General features: G+C 71.5%; 20 protein-coding genes, 1 tRNA gene and 1 pseudogene. 10 read left to right on the forward strand and 12 right to left on the reverse strand.

Annotation, left to right across the window (positions count from 1 at the left end):
• Positions 1-6 precede the first annotated feature (6 nt).
• The 4 genes from ACZ69I_RS16880 to ACZ69I_RS16895 form a co-directional block, all read right to left on the reverse strand.
• Positions 7-1,299 carry a homoserine dehydrogenase gene (locus ACZ69I_RS16880; RefSeq protein ID WP_467671328.1) on the reverse strand — a complete coding sequence of 431 codons (1,293 nt, stop codon included), beginning with the start codon at positions 1,297-1,299 and terminating at the stop codon, positions 7-9.
• A 106-nt stretch (positions 1,300-1,405) separates the two neighbouring features.
• Positions 1,406-2,797, reverse strand: a complete 1,392-nt coding sequence (gene lysA, locus ACZ69I_RS16885) for a diaminopimelate decarboxylase (RefSeq protein WP_467671326.1) — start codon at positions 2,795-2,797, stop codon at positions 1,406-1,408.
• Between the two features lie 78 nt (positions 2,798-2,875).
• Complete coding sequence (gene nrtL, locus ACZ69I_RS16890; RefSeq protein ID WP_470832920.1) at positions 2,876-3,970, reverse strand: ArgS-related anticodon-binding protein NrtL; 1,095 nt, start codon at positions 3,968-3,970, stop codon at positions 2,876-2,878.
• Between the two features lie 96 nt (positions 3,971-4,066).
• Complete coding sequence (locus ACZ69I_RS16895) at positions 4,067-4,678, reverse strand: response regulator (RefSeq protein ID WP_470832921.1); 612 nt, start codon at positions 4,676-4,678, stop codon at positions 4,067-4,069.
• Between the two features lie 199 nt (positions 4,679-4,877).
• Here ACZ69I_RS16895 and ACZ69I_RS16900 point away from each other — a divergent pair.
• Positions 4,878-4,949 (forward strand) — tRNA-Arg (locus ACZ69I_RS16900).
• Positions 4,950-5,092: 143 nt separating this feature from the next.
• Here ACZ69I_RS16900 and ACZ69I_RS16905 read toward each other — a convergent pair.
• The 4 genes and pseudogenes from ACZ69I_RS16905 to tatA form a co-directional block, all read right to left on the reverse strand.
• On the reverse strand, positions 5,093-5,767 hold the full coding sequence (locus tag ACZ69I_RS16905) for a hypothetical protein (protein ID WP_470832923.1): 675 nt from the start codon (positions 5,765-5,767) through the stop codon (positions 5,093-5,095).
• Positions 5,768-5,870: 103 nt separating this feature from the next.
• A pseudogene (locus tag ACZ69I_RS16910) lies at positions 5,871-6,362 on the reverse strand (tyrosine-type recombinase/integrase); the annotation flags it as partial.
• Positions 6,363-6,859: 497 nt separating this feature from the next.
• Positions 6,860-7,141: a hypothetical protein gene (locus ACZ69I_RS16915; protein ID WP_467671320.1), complete on the reverse strand. Its 282-nt coding sequence runs from the start codon at positions 7,139-7,141 to the stop codon at positions 6,860-6,862.
• Between the two features lie 135 nt (positions 7,142-7,276).
• The gene (gene tatA, locus ACZ69I_RS16920; protein ID WP_470832925.1) at positions 7,277-7,465 is read right to left on the reverse strand and encodes a Sec-independent protein translocase subunit TatA; all 189 of its coding nucleotides are present in this window, start codon (positions 7,463-7,465) and stop codon (positions 7,277-7,279) included.
• A 105-nt stretch (positions 7,466-7,570) separates the two neighbouring features.
• Here tatA and ACZ69I_RS16925 point away from each other — a divergent pair, with 105 nt between their 5' ends.
• Entirely contained in the window at positions 7,571-9,037 is a 1,467-nt protein-coding gene (locus tag ACZ69I_RS16925) for an LCP family protein (RefSeq protein WP_470832926.1), read from the forward strand.
• Here ACZ69I_RS16925 and ACZ69I_RS16930 read toward each other — a convergent pair.
• Together ACZ69I_RS16930 and ACZ69I_RS16935 are read right to left on the reverse strand one after the other, a co-directional pair.
• Positions 9,028-12,000 carry a cation-translocating P-type ATPase gene (locus ACZ69I_RS16930; RefSeq protein WP_470832928.1) on the reverse strand — a complete coding sequence of 991 codons (2,973 nt, stop codon included), beginning with the start codon at positions 11,998-12,000 and terminating at the stop codon, positions 9,028-9,030. The two genes, ACZ69I_RS16925 and ACZ69I_RS16930, sit on opposite strands and share 10 nt — an antisense overlap.
• A gap of 7 nt (positions 12,001-12,007) precedes the next feature.
• On the reverse strand, positions 12,008-12,367 hold the full coding sequence (locus ACZ69I_RS16935) for an ArsR/SmtB family transcription factor (RefSeq protein ID WP_470832929.1): 360 nt from the start codon (positions 12,365-12,367) through the stop codon (positions 12,008-12,010).
• A gap of 344 nt (positions 12,368-12,711) precedes the next feature.
• Here ACZ69I_RS16935 and ACZ69I_RS16940 point away from each other — a divergent pair, with 344 nt between their 5' ends.
• Positions 12,712-13,476, forward strand: coding sequence for a thioesterase II family protein (locus ACZ69I_RS16940; protein WP_470832930.1), 765 nt, complete (start codon positions 12,712-12,714; stop codon positions 13,474-13,476).
• 40 nt (positions 13,477-13,516) lie between these two features.
• On the opposite strand, the gene ku is transcribed toward ACZ69I_RS16940, so the two are convergent.
• The gene (gene ku / locus ACZ69I_RS16945) at positions 13,517-14,692 is read right to left on the reverse strand and encodes a non-homologous end joining protein Ku (protein ID WP_470832932.1); all 1,176 of its coding nucleotides are present in this window, start codon (positions 14,690-14,692) and stop codon (positions 13,517-13,519) included.
• A gap of 108 nt (positions 14,693-14,800) precedes the next feature.
• On the opposite strand from ku, the gene ligD reads away from it, so the two are divergent.
• Entirely contained in the window at positions 14,801-15,685 is an 885-nt protein-coding gene (gene ligD, locus ACZ69I_RS16950) for a non-homologous end-joining DNA ligase (RefSeq protein WP_470832934.1), read from the forward strand.
• Between the two features lie 134 nt (positions 15,686-15,819).
• Positions 15,820-16,248 carry a nuclear transport factor 2 family protein gene (locus tag ACZ69I_RS16955; RefSeq protein ID WP_467671304.1) on the forward strand — a complete coding sequence of 143 codons (429 nt, stop codon included), beginning with the start codon at positions 15,820-15,822 and terminating at the stop codon, positions 16,246-16,248.
• Between the two features lie 13 nt (positions 16,249-16,261).
• On the opposite strand, the gene ACZ69I_RS16960 is transcribed toward ACZ69I_RS16955, so the two are convergent.
• On the reverse strand, positions 16,262-17,071 hold the full coding sequence (locus ACZ69I_RS16960) for a nuclease-related domain-containing protein (protein ID WP_470832935.1): 810 nt from the start codon (positions 17,069-17,071) through the stop codon (positions 16,262-16,264).
• 244 nt (positions 17,072-17,315) lie between these two features.
• Here ACZ69I_RS16960 and ACZ69I_RS16965 point away from each other — a divergent pair, with 244 nt between their 5' ends.
• From ACZ69I_RS16965 to ACZ69I_RS16985, 5 genes are all read left to right on the forward strand, one after another.
• Complete coding sequence (locus ACZ69I_RS16965; RefSeq protein WP_470832936.1) at positions 17,316-17,675, forward strand: hypothetical protein; 360 nt, start codon at positions 17,316-17,318, stop codon at positions 17,673-17,675.
• Positions 17,676-17,824: 149 nt separating this feature from the next.
• Complete coding sequence (locus tag ACZ69I_RS16970; protein ID WP_470833146.1) at positions 17,825-18,415, forward strand: class F sortase; 591 nt, start codon at positions 17,825-17,827, stop codon at positions 18,413-18,415.
• A gap of 52 nt (positions 18,416-18,467) precedes the next feature.
• Complete coding sequence (locus tag ACZ69I_RS16975) at positions 18,468-19,211, forward strand: hypothetical protein (RefSeq protein ID WP_470832938.1); 744 nt, start codon at positions 18,468-18,470, stop codon at positions 19,209-19,211.
• Positions 19,208-20,509 (forward strand): ATP-binding protein, encoded by a 1,302-nt coding sequence (locus ACZ69I_RS16980; RefSeq protein ID WP_470832940.1) that lies wholly within the window; start codon positions 19,208-19,210, stop codon positions 20,507-20,509. Before ACZ69I_RS16975 ends, ACZ69I_RS16980 begins: the two co-directional genes overlap by 4 nt.
• Positions 20,510-20,610: 101 nt before the next feature.
• Positions 20,611-20,961: an SH3 domain-containing protein gene (locus ACZ69I_RS16985; RefSeq protein ID WP_470832942.1), complete on the forward strand. Its 351-nt coding sequence runs from the start codon at positions 20,611-20,613 to the stop codon at positions 20,959-20,961.
• Positions 20,962-21,047: the final 86 nt, after the last annotated feature.

Consider the following 21,047-nt stretch of genomic DNA (forward strand, 5'->3'; position numbering starts at 1 on the left):
TGCTGCTTACTCCCCTTCAACCCGCATGATGCTGGCGACACCACGCACGGTGTCGAGATTGCGCAACGCCTCGACGGTGCCGGTGAGGGCGGCGTCGGGCGCGCGGTGGGTGACGACGACGAGGGAGGCCTCGCCGTCCTTGCCCGTCTGACGGACCGTATCGATCGATACGCCGTGCTCGGCGAAGACCGTCGCGACCTGGGCGAGCACGCCCGGCTTGTCGGCCACGTCGAGGCTGATGTGGTAGCGCGTGACGACCTCGCCCATGGAGCTCACGGGCAGCTGCGTGTACGCGGAGTCGCCGGGCCCGGTGGCCTCGGCGAGCTTGTTGCGGCAGACGGCGACGAGGTCGCCGAGGACCGCGGACGCGGTGGGCGAGCCGCCCGCGCCGGGCCCGTAGAACATGAGCTGCCCGGCGGCCTCCGCCTCGACGAAGACGGCGTTGTACGCGCCGCGCACCGAGGCGAGGGGGTGGCTGAGCGGGATCATCGCGGGGTGCACGCGCGCGGTGACGGACCCGCCGTGGGCGGCGCGCTCGCAGATGGCCAGGAGCTTGATGGTGCAGCCCATGCGTTTGGCGGACGCGAAGTCGGCGGCGGTGACCTCGGTCATGCCCTCGCGGTAGACGTCATCGAGGCGCACGCGCGTGTGGAACGCGATCCCGGCGAGGATGGCGGCCTTGGCGGCGGCGTCGAAGCCTTCGACGTCGGCGGTCGGGTCGGCCTCGGCGTACCCGAGCGCGGTCGCCTCGTCGAGGGCCTCCTGATAGCCCGCCCCGGTCGTGTCCATCGCGTCGAGGATGAAGTTCGTCGTCCCGTTCACGATGCCCAGGACGCGGTTGACCTTGTCCCCGGCGAGGGACTCGCGCAGCGGCCGGATCAGCGGGATCGCACCGGCGACGGCGGCCTCGTAGTAGAGGTCCCGCCCGTGCTCGACGGCGCTGGCGTGCAGCGCGGCGCCGTCCTGCGCGATGAGCGCCTTGTTCGCGGAGACGACCGACGCACCGTGCTCGAAGGCGGTGGTGATGAGGGTCCTCGCGGGCTCGATGCCGCCGATCACCTCGACGATGACGTCGATGTCGCCCCGCTTGACCAGCGCGGTCGCGTCGGTGGTGATGAGCGAGGGATCGATTCCCTCACGCACCTTGGAGGGGCGGCGGACGGCGACCCCGGCGAGCTCCACCGGGGCGCCGATCCTGGCTGTGAGGTCGTCGGCGTGCGTCGTCATGATGCGCGCCACCTCTGAGCCGACGACCCCACAGCCCAGCAGCGCCACCTTCAGCGGACGCGTACGCATCATCCGACCTCACTTCTCATACATCTACGGTGGGACCAGTCTCACCCACCGGAACGGACTTTCCGTCCATCGTCCGGATCGTGAGACGTCTATTCCATTATGCGATTGATTATCCGACGTCGAGACGCAGGAGATCGTCCTCCGTCTCGCGCCGGACGATCACCCGCGCCGCACCGTCCTTGACGGCGACGACGGGCGGGCGGAGCGCGTGGTTGTAGTTGCTCGCCATCGAGCGGCAGTACGCGCCGGTCGCGGGCACGGCGATCAGGTCGCCGGGCGCCAGGTCGGCCGGAAGGAAAGCATCGCGTACGACGATGTCCCCACTCTCGCAGTGCTTGCCGACGACGCGCACCAGGACGGGCTCGGCGTCGGAGGAGCGGGAGACGAGCGCGACGGTGTACTCGGCGTCGTACAGCGCGGTGCGGATGTTGTCGGACATGCCGCCGTCCACGGACACGTACGTCCGCAGCCCTTCGAGGGGCTTGATCGTGCCGACCTCGTAGAGGGTGAAAGCGGTCGGGCCGACGATGGCGCGCCCCGGCTCGACGGAGATCCGGGGCGTACGCAGGTTCGCGGCCGCGCACTCGCGCGAGACGATCTCGTTCAGCGCCTTCGCGATCTCGTGCGGCTCGCTGGGGTCGTCCTCGGAGGTGTACGCGATGCCGAGCCCGCCGCCGAGGTCGATCTCGGGCAGCTCCACGCCGTGCTCGTCCCGCACCTCGGCGAGCAGCTGCACCACGCGCCGCGCGGACACCTCGAACCCGGCCATGTCGAAGATCTGCGAGCCGATGTGGCTGTGGATGCCGATGAGTTCGAGCCCGTCGAGCTTGAGGGCGCGCCGCACGGCCTCGGCGGCCTGCCCGCCGGCCAGCGCGATCCCGAACTTCTGGTCCTCGTGCGCGGTGGCGATGAACTCGTGGGTGTGCGCCTCGACGCCGACGGTCACCCGGATCTGCACGGGCTGCCGCTTGCCGTGCCGCTCCGCGATGTGCGCGACGCGCACGATCTCCTGGAAGGAGTCGAGCACGATGCGCCCGACACCGGCCACCACGGCCCGCTCGATCTCGTCCGGGGTCTTGTTGTTGCCGTGGAAGGCGATGCGCTCGGCGGGCATGCCCGCGTCGAGGGCGGTGGCGAGCTCACCGGCGCTGCACACGTCCAGGTTGAGCCCTTCCTCGTGCAGCCACCGCACGACGGCCCGCGACAGGAACGCCTTGCCTGCGTAGAAGACGTCGGCGTCGTCGCCGAAGGCGTCGCGCCAGGCCTGGCAGCGGGCGCGGAAGTCGGCCTCGTCGACGAAGTACGCCGGGGTGCCGAACTCCTCGGCGAGCCGGGTCACCGGGATGCCGGCCGTGCTGACGACGCCGTCGGCGGAGCGGGTGACGGTGCGGGACCACACCTTGGGGTCCAGCGCGTTGAGGTCGGCGGGCGGCGCGCTGTAGTGACCCTCGGGGTACACGTCGGCGTGGCGGGGGCCGGCGGGGTGTGCGGAACGGCTCATGGCTCTGTCGTCTCGTCTCTCACGTATGTCACATCCGTAGCACTCATCGCGTCGGACTCGTCCTCTGGCTCACGGATGTCACAGCTGTTCGGGTGCGCTGATGCCGAGCAGGGACAGGCCACCGGCCAGCACCGTCCCGGCGGCTTCGGCGAGCGCGAGCCGGGCGCGGTGGGCGGCCGAGGGTTTCTCGTCACCCAGCGGCAGGACGGTCCCCTGCAGGGCGAGAACCTCGTCGGCGGTGGCCACGAGGTGCCGGGCGAGGCGGTCCGGTGCGCGGTGGCGCGCCGCGGCGGCGAGGACGGCCGGGTAGGCCTCGATCTGCCGCAGCAGCTCGGTCGCGTCGACCTCGCCGTCCCCGGGGACGGCGCCGAAGCCGAGGTCGGCGGCGTTGTGCACAAGCCTCCGACAGCGGGCGTGCGCGTACCGGACGCGGAAGAGGGGGTTGCCCTCCCGCTGCACGAGGTGCGCGTCGCCGCCCTGCTCGGAGGTGACGCGGGGGTGGTCGTGCGCGGCGGGATGCAGCAGCGCCCACCGTCCGGCGTCCCGGCCGAGGCGCAGGACGGCTCCCGCCGGGGCGGGGACGGGGCGCAGCGTGGGAAGCGGCTCGGGCGGCCGACCGTGCCCGTCGACGCGTACGCCGAGACCGCCCTCCCCCACCGTGCTGGTCCACGCGGGTTCCGGCGCGGCGTCACACGTCACACGGACGAGGACGCCTTGCGAGCGCAGAATCCGCCGGGCACTGTCGGCGACGACGACGGCCCGGACCTCGTGCGGCACGTGGATCTGGGCGAGCTCCCCGGTGTCGGGGTGGACGTGCCCGTAGCAGCGCCCCTGCTCCAGCACGTCGCGCACGAGCGCTTCGGCCGCTTCGCCGGGCGCCCCCGCGAGCGTGATGTTGAGGAACCCGCCCCCGGTGATGTCCACCCCAGCGATCCCGGGCTCGTCGACGAGCCGCGCGGACAGCACCTCGGCGACCTGCCGCGGCGGCCGCCCGACGGCACCGGCGATCTGCAGGGCGAGGTTGGTGGCGTAGTCCCCACACCCCCCGGGCCGCGGCCGCTCGACCCGCACGCGCCCGTCACCGAAGGCCGCGACATCCCCCCGAAGCTCCCCGGCATCGACGGCATGGCGCATGGCGCGCAGCACGGTGCGGGAGAGCTCGACGGGGGTCACGGCACCAGCGTATGGGAGGAGGGGGGTGGGGACGCGAGTCGGTTTGGCGGATGGTCCGGGATGTGGACGGGGCGTTGCCCCCCGGGGAGGGACGGCTCAGCCTCCGGGGTGTGCGGCGCGCTCGGTCTCGCCGGCGCAGCCGGAGCCCGCTTCTCCGGATCCATTGCCCCGGCACTCGCTCCCTACGGACCCGCGCTCACGCTCACGTACGTGCCCCGGGTGAGCCGGACAGCTCTGCTGCCCCTGCTGCCCCTGGCGCCCCTGTTGTCCGTACTGCTGCCCCAGATGGCCTTGGCGCCCGAGCCCGGCGCTGTCCCCGCTCTCCGCACTGTCCGCCCCCTCCATCAACTGCTGCACGATCCCGACGAGTTCGCTGGGTTCGAAGGGCTTGGCGAGAAACGCGTCGACGCCGACCTCGAGACCGTTCTCGACCTCGTACTGCGTACACGCACTGATGACGACGATCGGCAGATGGCGGGTCCCCGCGTCGGACCGCAACCGCGCCGCGGTCCGGAGCCCGTCGAGCCGGGGCATCACGACGTCGAGGGTGACCACATCGGGCTGGACCTGCTGCACGACGTCCAGGCACTCGACACCGTCGGCCGCGGTCACGACCTCGAAGCCCTCCAGCTCGAGGTTGACCCTGATCAGTTGCCGGATGACCTTGTTGTCGTCCACAACAAGCACGCGGCCGGGCACGCCTGGCACACCTCGAGAGTAGGTCCGCGCCCACGGCCGCGTCCCGGTTTTCCCCACTTCCGCCCCGCGCGCGGTGCCTGCGGGGGCCGGCGCAGGAGGGCGGGGGAGGCGCCGCCGAGCCTCCCTCGGGGACAACGAAATACCTGTTCATGGGGAGCCCCGGAGAGCTGGTAGGGTTCTACCCGTCGCCGCGCAAGCGGGTCGATACGCCCCCGTAGCTCAGGGGATAGAGCAACGGCCTCCGGAGCCGTGTGCGCAGGTTCGAATCCTGCCGGGGGCACTCGCCAGACCACCTACGAAAATCCGTAGGTGACCAGGGCGGATGCCGACACGAGAGAGCGGGAGTCAGTCTCACTGACTCCCGCTCTTTCTCGTTGCCTCTCAGTGTTCACGCACTATTTGCGATACGCCTCGACACAGCGCTCAGGGGTCCTTCCGGTTCCTGCCATCCGGGGTGCCCCCCTGCGCAATGACGCTGGCGGCCACGGCATCGAGTGCCTGCACCGCCGCCTCCGGACCGTCACCCTCCACAGCCTCGGGGACATTGCGATATGCGATGTAGTTGCCTGGGTGCACCAGGCGATCAGCGTGCCATGTGAAGGCAATGAGCTGACGCCAACCCTCCTCGTGCCCCACAAGCGCTTCGATCACGACTCGATACGGGCGCGCTTCCGGGACGAAATGGCGAGGCTTACTCGTACCGAACTCGATGAACAACTGCTCAGCCGTCCTACCTGGTACCGCAAAGGCAGCGGGCATCTTCACCTCATCGTTTTCGTCGGGACGGAGGTGGGACCGCGACGATGTCCACGGCAATGGCGTCGTTGACGCCAGTTCGTCGTCATGGAAGGCAAGCCGCAAGTCTCGGACGACAAGCGGCTTGGCGCCCGTGTTGTAGAGAACAACAGGGAAGCGGAGACGCGACTGACTGACCGTCACGGCCCCGGCGAAGGTGAGAGGCTCCCAAGACTTCAGCCGGCCTTGTCGTGCATTGAGCCACCAAAACGAGGCGACCGTGAACACAAGGGCACAGGCCGCGACGAAAGCAGCGGCTGGCAGGGACGACTGTTGCTCCGTAATGACCGCCAGTGAAAACATGGCACGAGTCTGCCAGTTTGAGTCGATCCTCGAAGAGCTCTCGGCCTTTTCCACGCGACCGTTAGCACTCGTCGAACGCTACATCGGAGGGCGCGAGCGACCATTAGGCAACGTCGCCATCGTCTTCTAAAGCAGCCGAGATTTTCGAGTTGGCCATTTCCTTGTGCCCATCGATACAGCCGTGGTACCGACGGTGTTTCACCTCCGGGGAGTTGCCGACCCGCCGGGCCACTTCCGCGATCGGGACTCCCGCGTTCAGCCACCGCGTGATGCACGCGTGCCGCAGGTCGTACGGGCGTCCGGCCAACGGCGAATCGACGCGCTCAGGCGGGATGGCGAAGCCTCGCTTCCTCCCACACACGCCAGTACGTGGATGAGCCGACGACTCCCCCGCGCTCGTTTCCGAACACCCGTCCTTCGGTGGCGGTCCCGAACTCCTTCAGGTGGGCCCGGAGGATGGCGACCAGGAGAGGCGGGACTTAGCGGAGACGGGACGTGTCTCCCGCAGCGTCAGCGTGCCCCACCCTGCGTCCGGCAGGTAGCAGTCTGCGCCCCTCAGCCCAACCGCCTCTGCGGGCCTGAGCCCCGCGTAGTAGTACAGCACGTCCTCGAACACCTGAAGGTCGACCAGGTCGGCAACCGGCCTGCGTGACGATAACCGGCACGGATACGCCGAGTGTTGTCACCGCCGATCCGGCCGCTCCCACCAGCCAGCGCACAACGGTCGGGCGCGGCTACGTGGCGCCTCGTCTCGCACTATCTGCGATACAGGTAGGCATCGACTATCTGTCACGATCAAGGAACCTGCTGCTCAGGCCGCATTCACAAGCCGAAATCTGATTGTGCTCCGGAGCCGTGTACGCAGGTTCGAACCCTGCCGGGCCACCTTGTATTAGGTGTCCAAGACCCCGTCACCAGTGGAAACGCTGAGGCCGGGGTCTTCGCGTATCTACGGGCACCCCCGGGCAGCTCCCGCCGAACGCCGAAGACCCCGGAAACATCCAAGGGCCCGCCATGGTGGCGCACCCGGTACCGTCACGGAGTCGACAGACTCCGCTGATCGCGTGGCAATTCCGAAACTCGGGCGCCCGATCACGCCGGAGGGGTGGCGCGCATAGGGCCGCCTGTGCGGTCGACCTCGGAGAGTGCCTTCTTGGTGATGACCTTGGACAGGTATCCGGAGCCGAACGCGATGTTCATCACGACATACCAAAACTTCTCCGCTCCCGTCATCTCGGTGAGACCGTATTCGCTGAGCGCCTTCTTGGCCGGGACCTTTGCGAAGTAGGACGCCCCAAAGGTGATGCATCCGAGGATGTACCAGAAGCTTTCAGCGCTCGTGGGGTGACCATTGCCGAGAGTCTGTTGCGTCATGGGGCTACCTCCGAACGCTGGCCGGTTCGACCGGGTCTAGGGCTCCATCTTGCGCCTGCTTGATGGACATGCGGCCCAGCCGTCTGCTGTCTGTTACAGACGCGCTCCGGCGGCAGGGGGAAAGTCAGCCTCGCCTCAGTCGTTGTGGGCCCGTTCGCGGGGCTCTTCGTTCTCCTCCCTCATCGCTTTCGTCTCGCTCTTGAGGATGCGGAGGGATTTGCCCAGTGAGCGGGCCGTGTCCGGGAGGCGTTTGGAGCCGAACACGATGATGACCACCAGCGCCACGATCAGTAGGTGCCAGGGCTCCAGGGCGTTGCGGATCACTGTTGGTCCTCCGGCTTCTCGGCGGTGCACGGGAAGTGATAGTTGCTATATTGCGCAACTGTACAACCATGGAGCGACGGGGCGGCAGTGAGGTGTGGTGGGCAGATGGGTGGGGTTCGGCGTAAGCGGGGGCGGGCTCGGCGGCGGAGGCGGGTGGGGCTTGGTGTCGTGGGGGTGCTGGTGGGGGTGGTCGTCGGCGGGGGTGGCTGGGTCTATCTGAAGTTGAACGGGAGCATCGAGACCTTCAGCGCCGACGGGGTGTCCGGGGACCGGCCACCGGCCGGGAGTTCGCGGGGGCAGAACGTTCTCGTCATCGGGTCCGACGCGCGGACCGGAGGCAACCGTGCGCTCGGCGGCGGGGATGCGGATGACGTCGGGCGGTCCGACACCGCCTTCCTGCTGCACGTCTACGCCGACCGGCAGCACGCCGTCGCCGTCTCCATACCCCGTGACGCCCTCGTCGACATACCGCCCTGCAAGCTGCCGGACGGGAAGTGGACCGAGCCGCAGCGTCACGTGATGTTCAACGCCGCGTACTCCGTCGGGGAGACCGCCCAAGGGAATCCCGCCTGCACGCAGAACACCGTGGAGAAGCTGAGCGGGCTACGGGTGGATCACACCGTCGTCGTCGATTTCAAAGGGTTCTCCGAACTTACCGATGTCGTCAGGGGCGTTGACGTCTGTCTGCCCAAGGATCTCTACGAAGGCGACCTCAATCCCCATCGCGGCAGCCCCGGCAGGCGCGTGTTCCGCAAAGGGGTGCAGAAGGTTTCCGGGCAGCGTGCCCTGGACTACGTACGCATTCGGCACGGCATCGGCGACGGGTCCGACATCGGGCGCATCAAGCGTCAACAGGCATTCGTGAGCAGTCTGTTGAAGAAGGTGAAAGGGGAAGGCCTCAGTCCCGGGAATCTGTTTCCCCTCGCCGATGCCGCCGTTCACTCCATGACCGTCGATCCCGGGCTCGGGTCCGCCGACAAGCTCATCTCCTTCGCCATGTCCCTGAAAGACATCGATCTGCACAACACCAAGTTCGTCACCCTTCCCTGGCGTTACGACGGCGCCCGCGTCGCCGTCGTCGAGCCCGATGCGTCGGAGCTGTGGGCTGCTTTGAAGAAGGACAAGGGGGTTGGGGGTGGTGAAGGTGATGCGGGTGGTGAAGGTGGTTCCCGGGGGGCCTCCGGAGAGGTTTCCGGAGAGGTTTCCGGAGAAGGTAGCGACGTCAGTGTTCTTAACGGCACCAGCGTTGACGGACTCGCCGCCAAGGCCGCCCGGTCGCTCACCTCGCACGGCTTCAACGTGACCGGCACCAGCACCGCCGCAGGGCAGGAACGCGCCACCACCGTGGTCGAGTACGGGGCCGGGAAAGGGATGAAAGCCCGGGCCCAGACCGTTGCCCGGCTCTTTCCCGGCGCCGAGGTGCGGGCAGTTGCCGAGGCGGGCGGGGTCAGGGTGGTCCTCGGGCAGTCGTACGCGCGGCCGTCCACGGCGGACGGTGCGGGTAGCGGTGGTCATCGGGGCAAGGCTCGGGCCGCCGATGACGGGCCCTGTTCCGATCTGTCCTACGGCTGAGCGGTGGAGCAGCGGCGCCGCAGCGTGTGCTTCAGGGTGGTCAGGGCCAGCGCGTACAGGGCCAGGACCGCGGCCAGGAGCAGGTAGTAGAGGGGCGGCAGCGGGGTCATCGCAAGGAGCGGGCCCAGGGGCGTGAGTGGGAGCAGGAGGCCCGTGACCGCCAGGGCTGTCGCCGCCCATGTGATCGGCGCGGGTCTGCCAGACCTGGCAGACCTGTCGGGGTTTCCGGGGTTGCCAGGCCTGTCGGGGTTGCCGGAGCCGGCGGGCCGCATGGTGCCGCGCGTCGTGCGCAGGAGCAGCATCACCAGTGCCTGGGTGAGCAGGTTCTCCGTGAACCAGCCCGAGTGAAACACCGATTCGTCCTCCGTGCCCGTCGGACCCGGCACCGCGAGCGCGAGGATCGCGAAGGTCGCCAGGTCCGCGACGGCGTTGAGGGCGCCGAAGCCCGTGATGAAGCGGAGGAACGCGCGCGGGCGCAGGGACGTGGGGCGGCGCAGGGCCTCGCGGGCGGGGCGTTCGTAGGCGAAGGCGAGTTGGGCCGCGTCGAAGCAGAGGTTCTGTGCCAGCACCTGTGCCGGGAGCATCGGCAGGAAGGGGAGCAGCAGACCCGCGGTGAGCATGGCTATGACGTTGCCGAGGTTCGAGGAGAGCGTGCTGCGCAGGTAGGTCGCGATGTTCGTGCCGGCGGCCCGGCCCGCCGTGACGGCGTGGTCGATCGCCGTCAAGCCTGCGGGGTCGGCGGGCGCCGTTTCCCCGGCGTCGCTCCCCGCACGCCTGGGCAGCACCAAATCCGCCGTCTCCCTCGCCACCGGAACCGCGTCGTGCGGTGCCACGCCCACGTCGGCCGCGCGCAGGGCCGGCAGGTCGTTGACGCCGTCGCCCAGGAAGCCCGTCGTGTGGCCGTGGGCGCGCAGGGCGGCCACGACGCGGGCCTTGTGCTCGGGCGTGCAGCGGGCGAAGACCGTGGTGCGGTGGGCCAGTTCGGAGAGGGCGGAGGGGGTGAGCCCCTCGATGTCGGCGGCGGTACGGACGTCTGCCTCGTCGACCTCCAGGCCCAGTTCACGGCAGGCGCGGGCCGCCGTGCCCGGGTGGTCGCCGGTCAGGATCTTGACCGTGACGCCCCGGTCCGCGAGGCCGCGCAGCGCCGGTCCCGCGGCGGGCGTCAACGCGTCCCGCAGGGTGACGAAGCCGCGAAAGGTCAGGCCCCGTACGTCCGCCGGGGTCCAGGCGCGGTGCCGTGCGGGGCGGTCGGCGGTGGCCACGGCCAGCAGGCGCAGGCCCGTCGCCGCGTGCCGGGCCGCGTCGGCGTGGAGGCGGGCGCGCTCCTCGGCGGGCAGGGCGCAGCGCTCCAGTACGTTCTCGACGGCGCCCTTGACCACCAGCGTGTGGACGCCGAGACCGGCGCCGGGGCGCGACACGACGGCCGTGGAGAGGCGGCGTACGGGGTCGAAGGGGAGAGCCTCTATGCCCTCGATGCCCTCGATGCCGTCGATGCCGTCGATGCCGTCGATGCCGTCGGCGCCCTCGTACTGCGTCGCCGTCTCCTCGTCGGCTGCGTCCAGGATCACCTCGTCCAGGGCGTCGGGCACGGGCAGGTCGGCGAGGTGGAGCGTCCACCAGGCGTTCACGGCCGCCCAGCGCAGCACCTCGGGGGCGTCCCGGCCCTCCGCGTCGACGGCCCGCTCGACGACCGGGCGGTCCTGGGTGAGCGTGCCGGTCTTGTCCACGCACAGGACGCCCATGGCGCCGAGGTCGTGCAGGGCGGGCAGCCGTCTGACGATGACGCCGTGGGTACGGGCGAGGCCTACGGCGGCCCGCGCCAGGCACGTGGTGACGACGACCGGCAGCATCTCGGGGGTGAGCCCGACCGCCACCGCCACGGCGAACGGCAGCGTCTCCAGGCCCCGGCCCCGCAGCGCGGCGTCCGCCATCAGCACCAGCGGGGGCGTCAGCAGCATGAAACGGATGAGGATCCAGGAAATGCCGTGCACGGAGCGGTCGAAGGCGCTGGGAGGGATCGGGGCTTCCCTCGGTGGGGCGGGTGCCTCGCGCGGTCGGGTGGGTGGTGCGGCGCCACTGGCCTCTCCGGCGGCTCCGGCAACTCCCTCGACGGCTCCGCCCGCTCCGACGATCCCGGCCGCTCCGCCCGCTCCGACGGTCCCGGCCGCTCCGCCCGCTCCGGCAAGCGCCGCGTACCCCGCCGCGAAGCGCGTCCCGCTCCCCGTCGCCGTCACCACCGCCGTCCCGCTGCCCGCCGTGACACTGCTGCCCTGGAAGCAGGCGTACGGGACACAGGCGTACGGGACACAGGCGTACGACGTGTCGCGCGGGGCGGCGGACGGCGAGGGCCTGGACCCCGTGTCCTTCGGTACCGGCGCCGACTCCCCCGTCAACGGGGCCTCGTTCACGTACAGGCCCTGGGACCTGAGCAGGTGGACGTCGGCCGGGACCAGGTCTCCCGCGCCGAGGCGGACGATGTCGCCGGGGACGAGCTGGTCCACCGGGAGTTCGCGGGGCACCGGCGGGGCGTCGGCGGCAGGGCGGCGTACGACCGTCGCCGTCGTCGTCACCAGGTCCCGCAACGCCGCCATCGCGCGGTCCGCGCGGTGTTCACCCGTCGCCCGGAGCGCGCAGCTGACCGCCACCAGCAGCGTGATCACGCAGGCCGTTCCCCAGGCCGCGACGGAGGCCGAGACCAGGCCGAGGCAGAGCAGGACGGCTGTGAAGGGGTCGCGCAGGCCGCGTACGAACCGGCCGGGCCACGGCACGGTCCGCCGGACCGGCAGGGCGTTCTCGCCGTGGCGGGTCAGCCGGGCTTCGGCCTCGTCCTCGGTGAGGCCGCGCGGTCCGGTGTCCAGGGAGCGCAGGACCTCCAGGGCAGTCGGCGCGGGTGCCCGGCCGCCGTGCTCGACGGCCACCGACCCCCCGTACACCGGTTCCTCGGGCAGCGGTTCCTCGGGCACGGGACCCTCAGGCACCGGTTCCGCGGAGGCGCCGGGCCGCGGGGGACGTCTCGGCCCGGGACGCGAGCTGGGTGACCATCAGGCGCACCACCGTCACCACGTCGGGGTCGGCGACGAAGTACACCACGCGTCGGCCCTCGCGTCGGGAGCCCACGAGTCCGGCGAGCTTGAGCTTGGTCAGGTGCTGGCTGACGGCGGGCAGCGCGCCGCCCACCCGTTCGGCGAGGCCGCTCACGTCGCTCTCGCCCTGGGCGAGGGCCCACACGATGTGCAGCCGCGCGGAGGAGGCGAGCAGGCCGAACGCGGCGGCCGCCTCCGTGAGCAGTTCGGCGGGCGGATCGTCGTAGCCGTCGGCGCCCGTCGTCACCTGTCGGCCTCCCGCTCCCACCACCGTCGTCCTTCTTCTCGTCGGTCCGGCCCGTCCGCACCGTCGGGACCGGCTCCGGTCGGGACCGGCTCTCCCGGCTCAGCGGTCAGTCTAGGTGGATGCGGTGCGGCCAGGGCCGCGGGCATGATCAAGACTGTGGGGGTGCCTTGAGGCATGCTGGCGGACGTCGGCGGAGCCGATCGGGCACAGGCCGTACGAGACGGCGGGCCCGATCGCGCGCGCCGTACGCGTCGGCCGACCGATGGCGCGTACGCCGTGCGCGTCCGCCCCCGACCACAGACACACGACGTCGCGCCGTACGCGGCCGCGAAAGGAGAGCGCCCGTGGGCAACTGGATACGTTGCTTCCACCCCGCACCCGATGCCGGGACCCGGCTGGTCTGCTTCCCGCACGCGGGCGGTTCCGCCAGCGCGTACCACCCGCTGTCGGCCGCCGTCGCCGGTGTCGTCGAACCGGTCGTCGTGCAGTACCCGGGCCGCCAGGAGCGGCTCGGCGAGCCGTTCGCCGAGCGGGCCGACGAGGTCGTGGACGCCGTGCTCGCCGCGCTTCCCGGGTGGGCCGCGGGCGAACCGACGGCGCTGTTCGGGCACAGCATGGGCGCGCTTCTCGCGTTCGAGACCGCGCGGCGCATGACGGCCGAGGGGCGGCCGCCCGCGGCCCTGTTCGTCTCCGGGCGACAGGCGCCCTCGCTGCCCTGGCGACCTGCCGCGGCCCGGGTGCCGGTGAGTGAGATGTCCGACCTCGAACTCGTCGAGGACATGCGGACGTTGTCCGGCACGGCCGACCGGCTGCTCTCCTCACCCGAACTGCTGCCGCTCATCCTGCCGCCGGTACGCGCCGACTACCGGCTCCTGGACGAGCACGTCCACCGCGGCGGGCCCCCGCTCGACTGTCCGGTCATCGCCCTGACCGGTGACGCCGACCCGCGCGTCGACGTCGAGAAGGTGCGGCGCTGGGAGAGCGAGACGCGGGGCGCCTTCTCCTGCCACGTGCTGGCCGGCGGCCACTTCTTCCTCGACGGGCACCTGCCGTACGTCGCCGAAGTCGTCGCCTCCTCGCTGCGGGGCAGGAGCGCTACGAGGCCCTGAGACGGGGCCGGGACGGAGGCGGCCAGGAGGGCGGGAAGCGTCAGGCGGATGCCCGGCGCTTCGAGGTCGATGCCGTAGTTGTCTTCTTCGCCGCCGCGGTCTTCTTGCCTGTCGTCGCCTTCTTGGCCGCCGTCCTGCCGGAGGCCGTCTTCGTCGATGCCCTGGACCCCGACCCCGCCGCCTTCGACACGGACGCCTTCGACACCGACGCCTTCGGCTCCGAGGGCTTGGCCGCCGCCGTCTTCGTCGTCCTCTTCTTGGCGGGGGCGGCCTTCTTCTTCGCCGAAGCCGCCGACGCCGACGATGCCGTCGACTTCTTGCCGCCCACCTGTTTCGGCGTCGCCCGGGACGACTTGCGCGCGATCGGGGTCACGTCGGCCACCTTCTCGTCCGCCGCGCCGCCGTCGTCCGCGTCGCCGCCGTCCGACGCCTCGCCCCGCGCCGTGCGGGCCGCCCGCACGCTGCTCTCCAGCGCCGCGATCAGGTCGATGACCTTGCCGCCGCCCGCCTCCGCCGCCGGGGTCCGCTCCGCCGGGGTCGCGCCCTCGACCTTCGCGGCGATGAGTTCCTCGACCGCGTCGCGGTAGTCGTCGTGCAGGGTGGAGATGTCGACCTCGCCGAGGGTGTCCATCAGGGCGTCCGCCAGGTCGAGTTCGGCGTCGCGGACGGTGACGTGCGTCTCGGGGGCCACCCCTTCCGGCGCCCGGATCTCGTCCGGCCAGAGCAGGCCGTGCATGGCGATCACGTCGTCGACCACCCGCAGCATGCCGAGCCGCTCGCGGCCCCGCAGCGCGTACTTCGCGATGGCCACCTTCTGGCTCCGCTTGAGCGCCTCGCGCAGCAGCGTGTACGGCTTGGCGGCGGGGACTCCGCTCGCCGAGAGGTAGTACGCGGCGTCCATCTGGAGCGGGTCGATGCGGTCCGCGGGGACGAAGGCGACGATCTCGATCGTCTTGGCCGTCGGGATGGGGAGCGCGGCCAGGTCCTGGTCCGTGATCGGGATGATCGAGCCGTCCGCGTCCTGGTACCCCTTGCCGATCTCCGCCGACGGCACCTCGCGCTCCTCCAGCTCGCACACCTTGCGGTAGCGGATCCGGCCGCCGTCCTCGGTGTGGATCTGGCGGAAGGAGACCGAGTGGTTCTCGGTCGCGTTCACGAGCTTGATCGGGATGCTGACCAGACCGAAGGAGATCGCACCGTTCCATATGGATCGCACGTCGACACCTCTCTGCGGGGAGGGGCAAGGGAAAGGCAGAGGCAAGGGCAAGGGACAGGTCTCGAAGGGTTTCGTGGCGTTATGGGTGTTTTATGGGACTCTCATCGTATGACGCCTATCACCGAGGTGGAGGGGCGACGGCTCCCGCTCAGCAACCTGGACAAGGTGCTGTATCCCGCGACCGGCTTCACCAAGGCCGAGGTGCTGCACTACTACGCGAGCACGGCCGAGGCCCTCCTCCCCCACCTCCGCGACCGGCCCGTCTCCTTCCTGCGCTATCCCGACGGACCCGACGGCCAGCGCTTCTTCGCCAAGAACGTGCCGCCGGGGACCCCCGACTGGGTGCACACGGCCGAGGTGCCCCGCTCCGAGGGAGGCGTGCGGCAGATCCTCGTACAGGACCTGCCGTCCCTGATGTGGGCCGCCAATCTGGTGACCGAGTTCCACGTGCCGCAGTGGCGGGCGGACACCCCGGCGCGGGCCGACCGGATGGTGTTCGACCTGGATCCGGGGCACCCCGCCACCGTCGTGGAGTGCTGCCGGGCGGCGCTCTGGCTGCGGGAGCGGCTGGCGGCCGACGGGTTCCACGCGTACGCCAAGACGTCCGGCAGCAAGGGCCTGCACCTGCTCGTACCGCTGGAGCCGACCCCCTCCGAACGGGTCACGGCCTACGCCAAGGGGCTGGCCGTCGAGGCCGAGCGCGAGCTGCCCGAGCTCGTCGTGCACCGCATGACGCGGAGCCTGCGCCCCGGCAAGGTCTTCGTCGACTTCAGCCAGAACGCCGCCGCGAAGACCACCGCCGCGCCCTACACGCTGCGGGCCCGCCCCGAGCCGACCGTCTCCGCCCCGGTGACCTGGGCCGAGGTCGAGGGCTGCGGGGAGCCGGGGCAGCTGGTCCTCACCGCGGACGACGTCACGGCCCGGCTGCGGCGGGACGGCGATCTGCTCGGCCCTCTCCTCGACCCCGAACTGGCCCGGCCGCTGCCCACATGAGCCACCACCCCGCGGCTCCTGCCACTCCTGCGGCTCCCCAGCGTGACCGACGTCACGACTAATCAAGTTTGACTAGGCGCCCATCGAGGCATACCTTCTTCATCAGTAGTCAAACTTGACGACGAGGAGACCGCGTGACCTTCCTTCCCGAGACCGGATACGTCCCGACCCCCGAGGACCGCGCGAGCCTGGACGCCTGGTTCGCCGAGTACGACGGGCACAGCGCACGGCGCGACGTGGAGCGCATGGCCGACCTGGCCGTTTTCCCGCTCAACCTGGTCAGCGACGACGCGGCGGGGGACGGGCGCTCGGCGCAGTGGGACCGGGAGCGGTTCGTGGCGACCATGACGCACGTGATGGGGAGCGGCGGCGACGACATCACCTTCGAGTCGACGCGCACGCCCGTCTTCCTCTCCCCCGCGATGGCCGTCGTCTTCACCGACTCGGTGATGACGGCGAACGGCGAGACGCAGCAGCTGCGCTACGCCGACATCCTGATCAGGCGCGGCGGGTCCTGGGCCTTCCAGACCATGATCCAGGGCGGCTGGGGCGACAACCTGTGACCTGACGGCCGGTTCAGACCTGCAGCCAGGTGCGGCGGTCCCTGGCCAGGGCGTGCAGCGCCTCCACGTCGGCCGGTTTCAGCACCCCGCCGAGGCGGGCGAGCCCCGGCAGGTCCGCCTCACCCAGCACCCGTACGTCGCGTGGCGGCGCCGCCACGGCGAGGTCGGCGGCGCCGGTCCCCGCCAGCGCAAGGACCGGGCGGACCTCGGCGGTCAGCGCGAAGGAGGCGCGGCCCGCGTCGGAGCGGATCGAGCGCAGCAGCGGCACCGGCTCCGCGCGGCCGACCGTGACCATCGGATCGGCGATGCGCACCCGCTGCCTGCGGACCGCCAGGGCGCCCACACAGAACAGGCCACCGGGGCCGATCAGCAGATGGTGGATGCGGGCGCCACCGGGCAGCGGTACGGAGTGCAGCACCCGCCAGCCCGCGCCTTCGAGTTCGTCCAGGGCCTCGCCGACCGCCTGCTCCGCGGCCAGCGCGCGGTGGCGGGCGTCGGCGCGGAGCCTGCGGGCGGGCGCCGGGTCGCGGTCGAGGGAGACGCGCAGGGCCTCGCCGGGGCGGTTGGGGGCCAGGTCGTCGTCCGGGTGGAGGGCGAGGCGGGCCAGCTCGGCGGGGGTGGGTACGGGCGGAGGCCCCACCGTGAACGGGCCGGTCAGAAAGGGGGCGAGGGCGTCGAGCACGTCCTCTTCGCGGTCCTCGCTGAGCAGGTTCACCCGGGACGAGTCCCGGTCGTACCAGGCCACGTTCCTGCCGTCCGCGAGACATACGTACAACCGCTCGTTCCCCTGCCGCCAAGCCGGTACGACGCGCAGTCCGGTCATGCGTCATCACCCCCTCGACCATGGGAACAGCCCGTGGCCTCCCGCGGCAAGAACCCGGTTGCGGCGGAGGCAAGTCGAGGGCGCCTCGCGCGGAGCACCCCTCCGGCCCCGTAACGGCACTGCCCGCACAGCTATGGCCTGCCGTTACATAGACGACGAATTGCCGCAATAGCGGACATCTAGCGTCGTAGCTGTCCACCGATCAGCCCGGAGCGCCCAGCCGACCGACCGTAAGGAACGTCCCGTGAGCACCCCTCGCCGCCACACCCTCCTGCGCGCCGCCGCCGTATCCACCCTCGTCGGCGGGGCGCTGCTCGTCCCGGCCGCGGGTGCCTTCGCGGCGGCCTCACCGGCCCCCGAACCGACGGCGTCGCAGAGCCGGGCGCCGCAGCCGGAGCAGGGGGACAGCAAGGACGTCAAGGCCGACAAGGACGGCGACCACGGCGGCAAGACCGTGGCCCCCAAGGGCGGCGTCAAGGCCGGTGCCGAGCACCTACGGGACGCCGGGGACCCCGCGTTCCTGGTGGCCGGGGGCGGCATGGCCGCGGCCGGTGCGGCGGGGCTCGGCTTCGCCATGATGCGCCGCGGCCGCAGCGAATCCTGATCCGCCCTCCCGGTACTCCCCCGCCCCCCTCCCCGGCCGTCCCTCCCTCCGCCCCACAGGAGTTCCCCGTGAGCACCTCCACCGGTTTCGAGCCCGGCGCCCCCGACGAGACGCAGGTCGCGGCCCGGCAGCGCCGTCGCACCACCCGCATCGCGGCCGCCGCGGCCCTGACCGCGGCACTCGGCATCGGCCTGATCGCCTGCGGCCAGGGCGGCACGGGCGACCCGGCCCCCGACGTCAAGGTGAACAGCGCCGCCACCACCCGGGCCGCGCAGGCCGTCTCTCCCTTGCGGGCGTCCAGGCCGACCGGGCTGCGCATTCCCTCGGCGGGTGTCGACGCGACGTCGATGCTCGACCTGGGCGTCGGCGCGGACCAGGAGCTGGAGGTGCCGCCGGTGAACAAGGCGGACGAGCCCGGCTGGTGGACCGGCGGGGTCACGCCCGGCGAGAAGGGCGCCGCCGTGATCGTCGCGCACTACGACACGGCGAACGGTCCCGCGCTGCTGAAGAACGTCGCGAAGGTGAAGGTCGGGGACACTGTCCAGGTCCCGCGCGCGGACGGCAGCACGGCGACGTTCAGGGTGCGGGAGATCCAGCAGGTCGACAAGAAGGACTTCCCCACCAATAAGGTGTACGGGGCGACGGGCCGGCCCGAACTGCGCCTGCTGACCTGCGGCGGGCCGATCGTGGACGGTCACCGCTCGGACAACATCATTCTCTACGCAGACCTGGTGTCGTAACAACAGGCCTGTTGACACGACAGGCCGCACCCCCGCGGCAGGCAGGAGTGCAGTGACCCGCAGCCGGCTCGCGCCCGCCGCCTTCGCCGTCCTCGCCGCGCTCCTCGTCGCGGGCTGCGGCGATCCCGGCGGGCTGCGGAGCGCCGGCGCGACGCCGACCGCCGACGGCCCCACCCACCTCTGGCCCGACCTGCCCTCGCCCTCGGTGCCCGCCGAGGACTACGGCGCCATAGAGAGCGTCAAGGTCAAGGGCGTCGAGGTGCCGAAGGGCGACCTGCACAAGGTGGACCCGGCCGACGTCGTGCGCGCGGACTTCGCCGAGAACCCGGGGACGTACGAACCCTCCGACCGCGCGTACAAGGAGACGGTCGAGCGGCTCAAGGACTGCGCCGAGGACGGCTCGCCGAAGCGCTGCCCGGTCCTCAAGGCGTACTACCGCGACCTGACGGGCGACGGCAGGGACGATCTGATCGTCGGCGTCTCGACGCCCGACGACAACCTCGACATCCGCGTCTACGCCGAGGAGAAGCGGCAGCTGACGCAGATCATGGAGATGAGCGACGCGGTGCTCGGCGTCGAGCTCGCCGGGCGGGACCTGATCATCCGCGCCGTCTCCAGCCTCGCGGGGTACGAGTACCACACCGTCTGGTCCTGGGACGCGCACCAGAAGGCGATGCTCCCGAGGAGCGACGAGATCGTCCGCTCCTCCCACGCGCCCCGCGCCAAGTCGCACCGGCCCAAGACGCCCGGGCCCGCCACGCCCCGCCCCTCCCCCTCCGCGGGCGGCGGGCGATGAGCCACCGGCAGCCGCGCGGGCCGCGGCTCCCCGCCTGGACGGCGACCCTCACCTGGAAGGCCGCCGTCTTCATCACCGTCATGTGCTGCGCGCTCGCCGCGCTGCTCGGCGCGCTCGTCCACGTCTCGGTGACCAACCAGACCGTCGGCCAGGCCCGCGAACAGGCCCTCGTCCGGCTGAGGGAGGTCACCGAGCGCTACGAGGCGGGCGACCGTCTCGGGCCCGGCGCGGGCGTCGATCCGGCGGGTCTGCCGGACAGGCTGCGCGACCTCGCGGCGGACGGGGAGCGCGGCACGATGGTCGCCGCCCACGAGTCGCGGCCGACGATGTGGGCGGCGGGGCCCGCCGACGGGCGGCGCGCCATCGCCGTCCAGGTCGACTACGCGCAGGGCGCCCGCACCATCGACGGCCTCGACCGGGCGATCCTCGGCTCCTCCGTGCTCGCGATCGGCGCGACGCTGCTCGTCGGCGCGTTCGCCGTGACGCGGGTGACGCGGCGGCTGCACCAGACGGCGCAGGTCGCGCGGCGGATCAGCGCGGGCGACCTGGACGCGCGCGTCAAGGATCCGCACTCCGGGCCGGGCGCGGGCGGGGCTCCGCGCCACCAGGACGAGGTGGCCGCGGTCGCGGGCGCCCTGGACACCATGGCCTCCACGCTGCAGGGCAAGCTCCTGAGCGAGCAGCGGTTCACCGCGGACGTGGCGCACGAGCTGCGCACTCCGCTGACCGGACTGCACGCGGCGGCCGAACTGCTGCCGCCGAGCCGGCCGACCGAGCTGGTGCGGGACCGGGTCGCCGCGCTGCGCACGCTGACCGAGGACCTGCTCGAGATCTCCCGGCTCGACGCGAAGAGCGAGCGGGTGGACCTCGACGCCCATCAACTCGCTCCACTGGCGGAGCGGGTGGTGCGTTCTTCCGGTGAGGGCACGGAGCTCGTCGTCGTGCGCGACGTGTGTGTGGAGACCGACCGGCGGCGCCTGGAGCGGGTGCTCGGCAATCTCGTCGCCAACGCGCACAAACACGGGCGGCCGCCGGTCCTGGTGACGGTCGACGGGCCGGTGGTGACAGTGCGGGACCACGGGGACGGCTACCCCGACTACCTGGTGGAGCACGGGCCGCAGCGCTTCCGCACCGAGGGCACGTCCTCCAAGGGGCACGGCCTCGGGCTGACCATCGCGCTCGGTCAGGCGGCGGTCCTCGGCGCGCGGCTGACGTTCTCGCAGGCCCCCGGCGGAGGCGCCGTGGCCTCGCTCCGGCTGCCGTTCGAGGAGGCCGACGCCTCGGGTGACGCGATGTGAGGTTGCGGGTGCGTATCGCGCCGCTTTAGGTGTGATTGCGGCCTGCGAGCGCCTTGCCCGAAGCCGCTCGACCCGCCCCTCCCTCCCCCCGAGGAGTCCCCATGTCCCCGCGGACCACCACCACCCGGCTCGGCGCCCTCACCGCGGCCGGCGCCCTCGCCGCGCTCGCCCTCGCCGGACCGGCCGCCGCCCTCGACGACTCCCCCCACAACCCGCGCGTCTACAAGGGCCGCGTCACCGCCAAGAACGGACTGCTGCTCCGCACCTCGCCGACCCGCGGCAGCAAGGTGGTCCGCACCGTGCCGCGCGGCAAGGTCGTCACCATCTTCTGCAAGAGCAAGGGCGACCGCGTGGGCCGCAGCAACCTCTGGTACCTGCTCACTGACGGGACCTGGGCCTGGGGCTCGGCGTACTACATCGCGAACATCGGCCCGGCGCCGCGCTGGTGCTGACGCCCCGCGGCGGCGTCCCGCACACCACTCGGCCGACATAGTCGACATAAGCGGACTTTAGGCCGATTGCTTGCTACGTTCCCGGC

It is taken from the genome of Streptomyces sp. NPDC036815, from assembly GCF_055609205.1.

What these genes read in the sequence shown, in the direction of transcription:
- ligD (WP_470832934.1), top strand. Translation starts at nt 14,801, where the DNA reads ATGACGCCTATCACCGAGGTGGAGGGGCGACGGCTCCCGCTCAGCAAC.
- ACZ69I_RS16985 (WP_470832942.1), top strand. Translation starts at nt 20,611, where the DNA reads ATGTCCCCGCGGACCACCACCACCCGGCTCGGCGCCCTCACCGCGGCC.
- ACZ69I_RS16915 (WP_467671320.1), bottom strand. Translation starts at nt 7,141, where the DNA reads ATGACGCAACAGACTCTCGGCAATGGTCACCCCACGAGCGCTGAAAGC.
- ACZ69I_RS16905 (WP_470832923.1), bottom strand. Translation starts at nt 5,767, where the DNA reads ATGTTTTCACTGGCGGTCATTACGGAGCAACAGTCGTCCCTGCCAGCC.
- lysA (WP_467671326.1), bottom strand. Translation starts at nt 2,797, where the DNA reads ATGAGCCGTTCCGCACACCCCGCCGGCCCCCGCCACGCCGACGTGTAC.
- ACZ69I_RS16880 (WP_467671328.1), bottom strand. Translation starts at nt 1,299, where the DNA reads ATGATGCGTACGCGTCCGCTGAAGGTGGCGCTGCTGGGCTGTGGGGTC.
- ACZ69I_RS16980 (WP_470832940.1), top strand. Translation starts at nt 19,208, where the DNA reads ATGAGCCACCGGCAGCCGCGCGGGCCGCGGCTCCCCGCCTGGACGGCG.
- ACZ69I_RS16925 (WP_470832926.1), top strand. Translation starts at nt 7,571, where the DNA reads ATGGGTGGGGTTCGGCGTAAGCGGGGGCGGGCTCGGCGGCGGAGGCGG.
- ACZ69I_RS16960 (WP_470832935.1), bottom strand. Translation starts at nt 17,071, where the DNA reads ATGACCGGACTGCGCGTCGTACCGGCTTGGCGGCAGGGGAACGAGCGG.